Source organism: Geminicoccus sp., assembly GCF_036263595.1.
Taxonomy (GTDB): Bacteria; Pseudomonadota; Alphaproteobacteria; order Geminicoccales; family Geminicoccaceae; genus Geminicoccus.
On sequence record NZ_DATAGQ010000107.1, the window covers coordinates 1 to 12,251 of the forward strand.

The 12,251-nt window shown below is 64.7% G+C and carries 7 protein-coding genes and 1 pseudogene; 6 read left to right on the top strand and 2 right to left on the bottom strand.

All coding sequences use genetic code 11. The features are described 5' to 3' along the window. The first annotated feature begins 64 nt into the window (after positions 1 to 64). The 3 genes and pseudogenes from VHL31_RS09530 to VHL31_RS09540 all read left to right on the top strand — a co-directional run. Entirely contained in the window at positions 65 to 601 is a 537-nt protein-coding gene (locus VHL31_RS09530) for an IS110 family transposase (RefSeq protein ID WP_329660973.1), read from the top strand. 156 nt (positions 602 to 757) lie between these two features. Beyond that, entirely contained in the window at positions 758 to 916 is a 159-nt protein-coding gene (locus tag VHL31_RS26630) for a transposase (protein WP_349262402.1), read from the top strand. A gap of 247 nt (positions 917 to 1,163) precedes the next feature. After that, positions 1,164 to 1,562 (top strand): annotated as a pseudogene (locus VHL31_RS09540) (transposase); the annotation flags it as partial. On the opposite strand, the gene VHL31_RS09545 reads toward VHL31_RS09540, so the two are convergent. After that, positions 1,559 to 4,000 carry a methyl-accepting chemotaxis protein gene (locus VHL31_RS09545; RefSeq protein WP_329660975.1) on the bottom strand — a complete coding sequence of 814 codons (2,442 nt, stop codon included), beginning with the start codon at positions 3,998 to 4,000 and terminating at the stop codon, positions 1,559 to 1,561. The pseudogene VHL31_RS09540 and the gene VHL31_RS09545 sit on opposite strands and share 4 nt — an antisense overlap. 186 nt (positions 4,001 to 4,186) lie before the next feature. Between VHL31_RS09545 and VHL31_RS09550 the strand changes: the two genes are divergently transcribed. Beyond that, a complete protein-coding gene (locus VHL31_RS09550; RefSeq protein ID WP_329660976.1) occupies positions 4,187 to 8,983 on the top strand; it encodes an NAD-glutamate dehydrogenase in 4,797 nt (1,598 codons plus the stop codon). Between the two features lie 304 nt (positions 8,984 to 9,287). On the opposite strand, the gene VHL31_RS09555 is transcribed toward VHL31_RS09550, so the two are convergent. Then, positions 9,288 to 9,542 (bottom strand): hypothetical protein, encoded by a 255-nt coding sequence (locus tag VHL31_RS09555; RefSeq protein WP_329660977.1) that lies wholly within the window; start codon positions 9,540 to 9,542, stop codon positions 9,288 to 9,290. A gap of 297 nt (positions 9,543 to 9,839) precedes the next feature. On the opposite strand from VHL31_RS09555, the gene VHL31_RS09560 reads away from it, so the two are divergent. Continuing rightward, positions 9,840 to 10,427 (top strand): class I SAM-dependent methyltransferase, encoded by a 588-nt coding sequence (locus tag VHL31_RS09560; protein ID WP_329660978.1) that lies wholly within the window; start codon positions 9,840 to 9,842, stop codon positions 10,425 to 10,427. Between the two features lie 30 nt (positions 10,428 to 10,457). Then, entirely contained in the window at positions 10,458 to 12,251 is a 1,794-nt protein-coding gene (locus VHL31_RS09565) for an ABC transporter ATP-binding protein (protein ID WP_329660979.1), read from the top strand.

Here is a 12,251-nt window from a genome sequence, read left to right on the forward strand (position 1 = left end):
CCAGACAGCCTGATGACTAGTGTGGCTGACAGGAAGTGGAGCCAGTAACCAGTTCGGAGGCTCCGTGCACATCATCGGCATCGACATCAGCAACGCCAAATTTGACGCAGCCCTTCTCGTGGGTGAGCGCGCCCGGCACGCTGCGTTCTCCAACACCGAGGCCGGCTTCGCGCAGTTGCTCGCCTGGCTAGCCAAGCAGGGCTCCGGTCCAGATGCCCCCAAACACGCCTGCATGGAAGCGACTGGTAACTGGGGCCTTGACCTTGCAGCCTTCCTGCACGGTCAAGGCGTGCAGGTCAGCATCGTCAGTCCTGCCCGCATCAAAGCGTATGGCAGCAGCGAACTCGCCCGCAATAAGACCGACCAACTCGACGCCGCCCTGATCGCGCGATTCTGCCGCGCCCAGAGCCCGCCTGCCTGGACGCCGCCCGCTGCGCATTTGCGCGAGTTGCACGAACTGGTGCGCCGGTGCGATGTGCTCAAGGCAGCCCGCGTCCAGGAACTCAACCGTCAAAAAGTCCGGCTTTGCCTTGAGCCGCCGTCGCGGCCTCCATCTCTGCCCATGTCGCCTGGCTCAATGAACAGATCGAGACCGTCATGAAGACGGCTCGCGACATCGTCGCCGCGGATCCCGCGCTTGCTCTCAACCTGGGTTCACTGCGCACCATCACCGGTTTTTTGCGAGATCTCCGCTACTATCCTGCTCGCCGAGCTGCCCAATATCGCTGATTTTACCCCATCATCCGCCAGAAGGCGGATGATCCGTTGTCCAAAGGACCGGTGGCCAGCAGGCCGCCCAGGGGCCTTGGCCGCCTTCGCCGGCCTTTTACCCAGCGAGCACAGCTCCGGCTCGTTCGTTCGCAGGCCAGGCAGGATCAGCCGTGTCGGCAATGAGTGCCTGCGAAGCAGGCTATAAATGTGCGCGCTGGAGCGCTGCGCGCACCAGCAAAAGCCCTGTTCGACTTCGTGCGGCACCTCAAGCACGCCGGTAAGCCGCCCAAGACCATCGTGGTCGCTGTCGCCCGCAAGCTGCTCGTCTACGCTCATGCGGTTGTCCGCACCCAAACGCCGTTCACATCCTCCCGGGATGCCCCTTCTCCGGGTTGACCCCAAACACGGTATCTCCGGGGGATCGGGCTTCAAGTCCGATGGCATCAAGGCTTGTGATCGCCGACGGTAGCGGTCGCGCCATCGCCTTAGTCTGGCACCAGGTCAGGCGCACGAAATGCCCCAGGTCATTGGCGTGCTCGAACGTCTGACCGAGGTTCCAAAGTGGATTGTCGCCGACCGCGGCTATACCAGCCATGCCTTTCGCGAGCATGTCTGGAGCCTGGGTAGCCGACCGGTGATCCCGCCGCAGCGGCACGAAGCGCCGGTCGCCTGCCCCGCCTGGATCGACAACAATTGATCGAGAGCAACGCTCTCGATGGGTCGAGCGCCTCTGGGCACGCCTCAAGGAGTGGCACGCCATCGCCACCCGCTACGAGAAGAGAGCCCGCTCCTTCATGGGCGGCCTCTGCCTTGCTGCAGCTCTCGATGGCTCAAGAGCTAACAGGCCCTAGGCGGCTTTGGCCGACGCGCCATTGATGATCATGCCGAGCCTTGCCGCCATGTCCGCCGTCATAGTGTCTGGCAGGAACTCCACGTTGATCATCCGCCCCTGCCCGTAGCCGCGGACCCGAAACCTGATCTTGGCGTCCTGTCCCCAAGCATCGACCTCAAGCCATCCTTCGCTGCCGATCCGCAGGTCAGGATGCCCTTCGATCTTGGCGCCGGTGCGGGAAACATCCTTCAGCATCCCGGAAGCCTCACCACCCTCGACACCCTTGACTCGGCAGGGCTGCTCGATCGCGAGTCGCTGTTCCCGGCGCCGGTCGGCCCCGCTCATGGAAGTCCGGACGACCCGGACTATCGTGCTGCGCAAGACATCCATGCTCGCCGAGAGCTGTGCCGAGCCGACGCGCACGCCCGCCGCCTGTTCACCGGAAAGGTCTGCCTCACGCGAGACAGCCGTCACCAGGGTCGATACCTGCTGGGCTGCCGTGCTGGCCTCGGCGACGTTGCGCGCGATGTCCTTCGTCGCCGCGGATTGCTGCTCGACCGATGAGGCCACGTCGACCGAGAGTTCGGCAATGGTGCCGATCATTCGTCCGATCTCTTCCACCGCTGTCACCGCTGCCTTGGTGGCGTTCTGGATTTCGGTGACCTGGCTATCGATGTCCTGGGTCGAGCGGCTGGTCTGCGCCGCGAGGTTCTTGACTTCTGTGGCTACGATGGCGAACCCGCGTCCGGCCTCGCCGGCGCGCGCCGCTTCGATCGTGGCATTCAGGGCCAGCAGGTTCGTCTGCTCGGCGATGTTGCTGATCAGCTTCACAATGTCACCGATCCTGTTGGCGGCGTCAGCGAGCGCCTGGATGAGTTCCTCGGCAGATCTGCCATCCTGCACAGCCTGCGCCGCCACGCGGGTCGCGCGTATCACCTGACCAGAAATCTGCTGGATCGACGTGTTCAGTTGCCCGCTGGCCACGCCGACCGCCTGTGCGTTGAGGAGCGCTTGGCTGGCGGCGTCGGCGACCGCTCTTGCATTCGTGCTGACACGTTCAGCCGACACGGCCATCTCCCCGGCATCGCGAGCCATGACGTTGGTCTGCGTAGCGACCTTCTCCATCGACTCGCGTGCTTCACGTTCGACGGTCTCCGCCATCTCCTGCACTGCCTCGCGGCGCTGATGGTCGGCATAGACCAGCTTTGCACGGAGGGCGCGCAGGAGGCGGGTCGTACGCCAGAACTCCAGAGTCTTCGGCATCGGTATCTCGGCGGCTAGGTCGTCCGCTGCCATTGCACTGAAGTGCCCCTCCAGGCGGCGCAGCGACCTCCTCAAGCCGACAAGGACGAGGGCAACGAGACCCAGCATCACCAAGCCACCGACAGCGCCCACTTCCATCGTCCGGCGAGACCGTTCGACGAAGGATAGGTTGGCTTCCTCGGAGGCTTTCGCTGCCGATGCCATCTGAACCTCGATCAAGCCCCTGGCCGCCTGATCCACCGAGAGAAACAGCGGCAGCAGCCGGGTACGCAGCTGTTGTTCCAGCCCATCGGCTGAGCCAGCCGTGGCCATCGCCAGCGCGGGCTTGAGGCCCTCGTTCAGAAAGACGGCACGGGTGTCCATCAGTTGCTTGATCTGCGCCTGCTCGTCCGGCGAGGACAGAAGTGCCGCCAGTGCCGCCAAGCCATTGCTGATAGCGGTGCTTCGACCACTGATCTCATTCAAGCCGCTATTCACCTGGGCTTGGTCGCCTGCCCGCAGATCGAACGCGATGCGCATGGTCTCCTGAACGTTGTCGCGAAGCAGCTCCAGGATCTGGGAGGTCTTGTCCACGGCGACGAGCCGGGACCCGGCAACGTTCTGCAACTGCTCGTTGGACTCGTGCATGCCGGAGAGGCCGAGCCATGCCACCATGGCCAGCGCCGCGATGCTGACGAGCGATCCGAGGGCAAGGCGGGCCGTGACGCTGTGCACGCCAGCACTGAGCCAGCCGCTGAACCTTGACCCGCACAGCTCGCCGTCACGCAGGGTGACCCCGGCACGCCCGCCCGCCCGCAGCTTGGCGTAAGCCGCCTCCGCCTCGGCGATCTTGGCGTCGCCAGCCTTGCTCCGGATCGAGATATAGCCGGTGACAAGCCCCTGTTCGAACACGGGCGTCACGTTGGCCTGAACCCAGTAGAAGTCGCCGGCCTTGGTCCGGTTCTTGACGAGGCCGTTCCACGGCCGTCCGGCCTTGATCGTCGACCACAGGTTCTTGAAGGCCTGCTGCGGCATGTCCGGGTGCCGGACAATGTTGTGCGGCGAGCCGATCAACTCTTCGTGGCTGAAGCCGCTGATCTCCTGGAAAGCCTGGTTGACGAAGACGATGCGGCCACTGGTGTCCGTGCGGGATACCAGCGTCTTGCCTTCGGGGAAGACGATCTCATTCTTGGTGACGGGCTCGTTGAGACGCATCTGGTGAACATCCGTGCATGCGGTAGCTGGCAAGACGCCTTCATCCCTTCTACCCCCAAGAAGTTAGCGAACGCCTAACGACCCCGATGGTCATCCCCTCCCCCTGCCGGGACGGCCTGTCTTGCCATCGTCACCCACGGCTCCCATCCTCGACGGACGGTCGGGATCGAGAAGCGGGAGAGGAAGATGGACGAGCGGCACGCCCTCTCAGAGTTCGAGCCGCTCGGCATGGTCGACGAGCTGGTAGCAACCCGGGTACCGGCAGGCGAACGCGACCTCGTGCAGTCCTTCGTCCGGCGCTTCTTCGTTGACGTAGCCGATGCCGACATCGCGGCGCATGAGCCAGCTGACCTATATGGCCTAGCCCTCAGCCACCTCGACCTCGCACGCGACCGCAGGCCCGGCACCGCACGGATCCGGGTGTTCAATCCGTCGATCGAGCGGCACGGCTTCATTGCCAGCCACACGCTGATCCAGATCGTCAATGACGACATGCCGTTCCTGGTGGACAGCGTTCACATCGCAGTTGGTCGCGCCCAGCTGGCCATCCACCTGACGATCCACCCGGTGATCCCGATCCGGCGCGGCGCCAACGGAAGCCTGGAGGCGATCGACAGCTCCGGCTCCCCGGAGAGCTTCATCCTTGTCGAGGTCGACCGGCGCACCGATCCGGCGGCGCTCGAGCGGGTCGAGGCAGAGATCATGCGCGGCATCGGCGATGTGCGCCGGGCAGTGCGTGACTGGAAGGCGATGGCCGCACACGCCAGGGAGGCGGCCCGGGAACTTGAGCAGATCCTGCCCGATGACCGCGAACCGGCAGCATTCCTGAACTGGCTCGCCGACAATCATTTCACGTTCCTGGGCTATGCCGCCTACGACCTCGTTTCGAGGCCGCAGGGACCAGCTCTAGTCCGCCAGGCAGAGTCCGCGCTGGGTATCCTGGAGCTTCAGGAAGGCCACCATACGACCGATGGCGAGACCGACCAGAACGCGCGCTCGGCGAGCTTCGCCGCCCTGCCGCTGGAGGTCCGCCGAGGAGCCTTCCGGCCGACGCCCGCCGTGACCGTGACCAAAGCCAATACCCGTGCCACGGTGCATCGGCCCTCCTATCTGGATTACGTGGGGGTGAAGCGCTACGCCGCCGACGGCACCGTCCTGGGCGAACATCGCTTTCTGGGCCTGTTCACCTCGGTAGCCTACAGCCTTCCACCGCAGGACATCCCGCTGCTGCGTGGCAAGGTGCAGCAGGTCATGGACGGCATGAACCTGCCGCCGCAAGGGCATGCCGCCAAGGCGCTGGTGCACATCCTGAACACGCTTCCGCGCGACGAGCTGTTCCAGGTCGACAGCGCACAACTGCAGCAGGTTGCCCGCTCGGTGCTCCAGTTGCAGGACCGCCAACGCCTCAAGCTGTTCTTGCGGCAGGACCAGTTCTCACGCTTCTTCAGCGTCCTGCTCTACGTCCCGCGCGAGCGCTGGACGACGGCGATGCGCGAGCGGATCCAGCGGATCCTCCTGCGGCGGCTGAACGGCACCGACTGCGAATTCCAGGCACAGCTCGGCGACAGCCCGTTGGCCCTCATCTTCTTCATCGTTCGCTCGGTCGATCCCTCGTCGGTGAGCGTGAACGCGCAGGATCTAGAGGCGGAGATCACGCTCGCGACCCGCCCTTGGAGCGAAGCACTGCGGACGGCACTGGTCGACGCCCATGGTGAGGAACAGGGCGTCCGGCTGTTCGCACGCTTCGGCAATGCCTTCCCTGTGTCCTACCAGGAGCGCGTGTCCGCCCGTGCCGCCGTCGCCGACATTGCCAGGATCGATGCCCTCGATGTCCAGGCGAGCAGCCTGTCGGTATCGTTGTCGCGACCGCTTGAGAATCCCGCCGATCGTCTGAGGCTGAAGCTGCTGCGGGCCGGCGAGCGGGTGCCCCTCGCCAGCGTACTGCCGATCATGGAGAACTTCGGCCTGCGAGCCTTGGCCGAAGACTCGCATTCCGTGGAGGATCCGGATGGCCGTCGGTTCTGGCTGCACACGTTCGAGGCCGAGCCGGTGGTGGATGGGCAGATCGACCTAGACGAGGTCGGTCCCCTCTTCGAGGAGGCATTCCGGCGGATCTTCGATGGGGATGTCGAGAATGACGGATTCAACCGCCTGATCCTGAGGGCTTCGCTGGACGTGGAGCAGGTGGTGATCCTGCGGGCCATCTGCCGCTATCAGCTGCAGGTCGGGCTGCCGTTCAGCCAGCCTTATGTCGAGCAGACACTCGTGGCCAATCCCGACGTGGCACGGGACTTGGTCGATCTGTTCATCACGCGGTTCGACCCCCAGCTCACCGGCGACCGAGCGGCGGCCGAGGAAGCAGCCGTGCAACGGATCGAAACCGGCCTCGGCCTTGTTGCGGTGCTGGATCAAGATCGCATTCTGCGCCGATTCCTCGGCACCATCCGCGCCATGCTGCGCACCAACAGGTTCCGCCGGAACCGGATGGCCCTGTCGTTCAAGCTGGACAGCGTCCGCGTGCCAAGCATGCCGCAGCCAGCTCCCTGGCGCGAGATCTTCGTCTACGGCGCCGACGTGGAAGCCGTGCACCTGCGGGGCGGCCCCATTTCGCGGGGCGGCATCCGGTGGTCGGACCGACGGGAAGACTTTCGGACAGAGATCCTGGGCCTGGTGAAGGCACAGATGGTTAAGAACGCCGTGATCGTGCCTGTGGGTGCCAAGGGCGGGTTCGTGGTCAAGCGCCCACCGCGGTCGAACGACCGGCAGGTCGTCTATGACGAGGGCGTACGCTGCTACCGCATTTTCCTCGAAAGCCTGCTCGACATCACTGACGACATCAGGACCGGACAGACGATCCCGCCGGACGACGTCGTCCGCCATGACGGAGACGATCCCTATCTGGTCGTTGCCGCCGACAAGGGCACGGCAACGTTCTCCGACATCGCGAACGAACTGGCGACCGCGCGAGGCTTCTGGTTAGGCGATGCTTTCGCCTCCGGAGGATCCGCCGGCTACGACCATAAGAAGATGGGCATCACCGCCAAGGGAGCCTGGGAGTCGGTGCGCCGGCACTTCCGTGAAATGGGCATCGATCCCGAGCGCGACCCGATCACCGTGATCGGCATCGGCGACATGTCCGGTGACGTGTTCGGCAACGGCATGCTGCTGAGCCGCTCGATCCGGCTGGTGGCCGCCTTCGACCATCGGCACATCTTCCTCGATCCCGATCCGGATCCTGAAAACACGTTCGCGGAACGCGCCCGACTGTTCGACTTGCCACGATCCTCTTGGGAAGATTTCGACCGCGCACTGCTCAGCAAAGGCGGCGGCATCTTCTCCAGGCAGCTGAAGTCGATCCCGCTTTCGCCTGAGATCCGCCAGGTGCTGGCAGTCGAGGCGGACAGCCTGCCGCCGTTCGAGCTGATGAGCGCCATCCTCAAGGCCCCGGTCGACCTGTTCTGGAACGGCGGCATCGGCACCTACGTAAAGGCGCGGAGCGAAAGCCACCGCGATGCCCAGGACCGGGCCAACGACCCGATCAGGGTGGATGGCGAGGATCTTCGCTGCAAGGTGGTCGCAGAAGGCGGCAATCTCGGCGTCACCCAGCGCGGCCGGATCGCCTTTGCCAGGAAAGGCGGCCGGATCGGCACGGACTTCGTCGACAACTCCGCCGGGGTCGATTGCTCCGACCACGAGGTCAACATCAAGATCCTGACCGGCGCAGTCGAGCAAGCGGGCGACCTCACTCGCAAGCAGCGTGACGAGCTGCTGCGTTCGATGACCGATGAGGTCGCTGCCCTGGTCTTGCGGGACAATACCCTGCAGAATCTGGCCCTGTCGACAGCGGAGCACCGGGGGATTGACCAGCTGGACGCCCAGATCGGGCTGATTCGCTCCCTGGAGAGCAGTGGCCGCCTGGTTCGACAATTGGAGTTCCTGCCGACCGACCAGGAACTGGCCGACCGCCGGCGCGAAGGCCGAGGTCTGACCAGGCCGGAGCTGGCCGTGCTGCTGGCCTATGCCAAGATGGACCTGTTCGAAGCACTGGACACGGGGACGGTGGTCGATGACCCGATGCTCGCCGCCGAGCGGCTCCGCTATTTTCCCCGTCCGCTGCGCAAGCGCTTCCCCGAGGCTATTGCCCGACACCGGCTGGCCCGGGAGATCGTGGCGACGCGCCTGGCCAACGGCATGGTCAACAGGGCTGGCATCACCCTGGCAAGAGATCTGGCCGGTGAGACCGGCGCATCCTTCGACGAGATTGCACGCGGCTACCTCATTGTCCGCGAATGTTTCGAACTCACCCCCGTTTGGGGAGCAGTAGAGGATCTCCCCGTCAGTGCAGGCAAGCCGCAGATCGCGCTCCTGGCCGATCTCACCAGCGTGACGGCGGCCTGCGTGCGCTGGACCATCGTGCACGATCTTGCCACCCAACCCCTGCTCGACACGGTGGAGCGCCTGCAGGTCGGCGTTCGCGCCCTACATGGACAGATCGACAGCCTAGCGCCCAACGAGAAGCAGGAAGCCCTGCGGGCCCGATGCCGCGATCTCGAGGCGCTGGGCCTGGAGGCTGAAACCGCCAAGCGGCTCGCCATGCTGCCTCTAGCGACGGTGCTGCTCGACGCGCTGCAGACCGCGCATGACACCGGTGTGCCGGCACAGCGGGCTGCAGAGGTCCGACTGGCCATGGACGAGACGCTGGACACGGCACGCACGGCCGCGCTGATCGAACGGATCAGCGTCCGGAGCTTCTGGGACCACGAGACCAAGGCGGCCCTGCGCGATGATCTGGCCGAAATGCTGCGCCGGGCTACCCACGACGTGTTGACCAGACAGGAGCCGCTTGAAGCGTGGCAGGCACGGCGAAAGAGCGCAATTGAGCGCTACTTCACCGTGCTGACGCGGGCGGAGGCAGAGAGCACGATCGATCCGGCCGTGGCGACCGTCGCGGTCAGGTCCCTTGGCCGGCTGACGACGGGCTGAACTGGTCGGACCAGGTACCAACCGTTGCGAGCGCGCGCGCTGTCAAGCGGGCGAAGTCCAGGGGGTGCGCCTTGGCTGACATACACTGCCGGCAGAATTTCCCAGAAGATGTCCGGCGACGCTTCGAAGAGATGGTCGATCGGGAAGCTGCCATCCGGCAAAGGGGCGAAGTCATGCTCGTGATGGTGCCAGGCCAGACGCTTGCCCGCGTTCTTCTGTTTGATGGCGTAGCCGGTGATCTCGGCGGCGAACCGCATCCAGCCAGGTGTGCTCTCCCGACGATCATCCGCAGCCATCCGGGGGATCACGACGATGTTGCTCCTCGACAGGTCGGCCATCCCGATGACAGCTTGCACGTCAGTGCGAAAACGCGGGCATGAATGCCGGGTGTGGCTAGGCATGCCTGCATGATCATGTCTGCCAGGGCACCTGCGTCGCGCAGCAGTGCCTCGTAGGGCTCCACCTTCGCGAAGCCAAGATCGGCCAACTCGTGCGGCCGCGCTGCCAGCGGCGGAAAAGAACGCATCGATGCGAGTTGCATGCCGGGAACGATGGCCATGCTCGTACTTTTCCTTCTGCGCACCGGCCATCGTTGCCACAACATCCGACCAGCGCTTGAGGTGCCCTGCATTGAACGCGCCGGGTGAGTAAAAATGTTCCCTTTGACACATTTTGTGGAACATCGGTACCGAGACACTTTGCAGGTGGGGGTCGGCGTGCCTATTTACCGCTCGCCGCGGCCCCGCCGTCGTATCGGCATGGGTACGCTGTTATCTCAACTTGCCGAACCATGCGGCCGCGCGTGGTGTCGCCTGGAAGAAGGCGGCCGGCATTCAAGCCGGTCCGAGGAGACGTGATGCAACGGATCGAGCTGTTGAAGGAGAGTGAGCTCTTCTTCAAGACCTGGCTCAGGTCACCCAAATCGATGGGGTCGATCATCCCCTCGTCGCAGTCGCTGGCGAAGAAGATCGCTGAGCAGGTAGTCTGGCAACCCGGCGAGAAGATCGTCGAACTTGGCGGCGGCACTGGTGCTATCACGCAGGGTCTGGTGGATGCCGGTATCCCACGCGAGGCTCTCGTCGTCGTGGAGCTTGACGAGAAGCTGCACAGCTATCTCAGTACCCGCTTCATGGGTGCCACCGTGGTCCGTGGCGATGCGACGAAGCTCGCCCAGATCCTGAGCCAGCACGGCGTGCGCAAGGTCTCGACGATCATTTCCGGCCTGCCCATGGTCGGAATGCCCGACGCCTTCCGCGAGGCGATCTACAAGGGCGGGCTGAAGATCGTCGGCCCCAAGGGTGTGCTGCTCCAGTACAGCTATTCTCCGATCTCCCCGATCCCGCATCGGCGCTATGGCCTGAACGCGAAGCTGGCAGGCTTCGTGCTCAACAACATGCCGCCCGCCTATGTCTGGAAGTACACCGGCGCCGATCGGGGCGTCTGACCCATCAAGCGGCCAGCTCCATCACGGCAGGTGGCCCCTGATCACTGGCGCTCGCTGCTGCGGCGCTTGGTGCGTGAGCATGTCCGCGGGCTGACGGGCAAGCTGACCATCGCGATGATCGCGATGGTGCTGGTGGCTGCCACGACCGCCGGCAATGCTTGGCTTATCGAGCCCGTGCTGGACAAGGTGTTCCTGGAACGGGACACGACCATGCTGGCGCTCGTGCCCTTGGCGGTGGTGGCGCTGGCGCTGGTGAAGGGCATCGCTTCCTTCTTCCAGGACCGGATGATGGCCGATGCGGGCAACCGCATCGTCGCCGACGTACAGGCGCGGCTGTTTGATCACACGATCAGGTCCGACCTTGGCTTCTTTGTGAGCGAAGGTACGGGCGGGTTGATCTCGCGCATCACCTACGACGTGGCTTCGCTGCGCGTGGCGATGACGTCGGTGCTGACGGGCATGGCTCGCGACGGTCTGTCCGTCGTGTTCCTGGTGGCCCTCATGTTCTACCAGGACTGGAAGCTCGCCTCGATCGCCTTCATCGGTTTTCCGCTCGCCTACTGGCCGATCTCCAAGCTGGGCAAGCGTGTCCGCAAGGTGGTAGCGCAGGCCCAGGCTCAGATGGGGCGCATCACGGGCCGGCTTGAGCAGACCTTTCAGGGCGTGCGGCAAGTCAAGGCGTACGACCGCGAGGCCTTCGAAATCGATCGTGTCCGCCAGTTGATCGAGGGGCAGTACGCGCTGCAGCTGAAGGCAGCGCGGATCCGTGCCGCCACCTCGCCGGTGATGGAAACCCTGGCAGGCATCGCGATCGCCGCCGTGATCGGCTATGGCGGCAGCCAGGTCCTCGCCGGCCAGACGACGCCCGGCACGTTCTTCAGCTTCATCACCGCCCTCCTGATGGCCTACCAACCGCTCAAGAGCATCGCGAAACTCAACAATGCGCTGCAGGAAGGGCTTGCGGCGGCGGACCGCGTCTATGCCGTCATCGACCGTCCACCCGCGATCGAGGATGCGCCGGACGCAATGGTTCTCCCGGCCGTCGCCGGCCACATCCAGTACCTGGACGTTCGATTTGCCTATCACTCCCAGGTGCCTGCGATTGCAGGGCTGAACCTGGACGTACCGGCCGGCCAGACCGTGGCACTGGTCGGGCCATCCGGATCGGGCAAGTCGACCCTCGTCAACCTGCTCTTCCGCTTCTGGGACATCCAGTCCGGCCGGATCACCTTGGACGGCTACGACATCCGGCACGTGACTCAGGCATCCCTGCGGGCGCAGATGGCGCTGGTAAGCCAGGAGGTGAGCCTGTTCGACGACACCGTGCGGGCGAACATCGCCTATGGGCGCCTGGACGCGACGGATGCGGAGATCCAGGCGGCGGCACGCGATGCCGCGGCCCACGATTTCATCATGGCGCTGCCCGAGGGGTACGAGACCAGGATCGGTGGCTCGGGAGTGCGCCTTTCGGGCGGTCAGCGGCAGCGCCTGTCGATCGCCCGGGCCATGCTGAAGAAGGCGCCGATCCTGCTGCTGGACGAGGCGACGTCGGCGCTGGATACAGAGAGCGAGCGCCAGATCCAGGATGCGTTGGCCCGCCTGATGAAGAATCGGACGACATTGGTGATCGCACACCGCCTGTCCACCGTGGTGCATGCCGACAAGATCGCCGTGCTCGACAAAGGCAGGATCGTCGAGATGGGCGACCATGCCTCCCTGCTTCGCGCAGGTGGCACCTATGCGCGCCTCTATCAGCTGCAGTTCGAGGAAGGCAGCGGCGTGGATCTTCCGGGCGTTGCAGTCCCCGCCTTGCTCAAGGCCTGA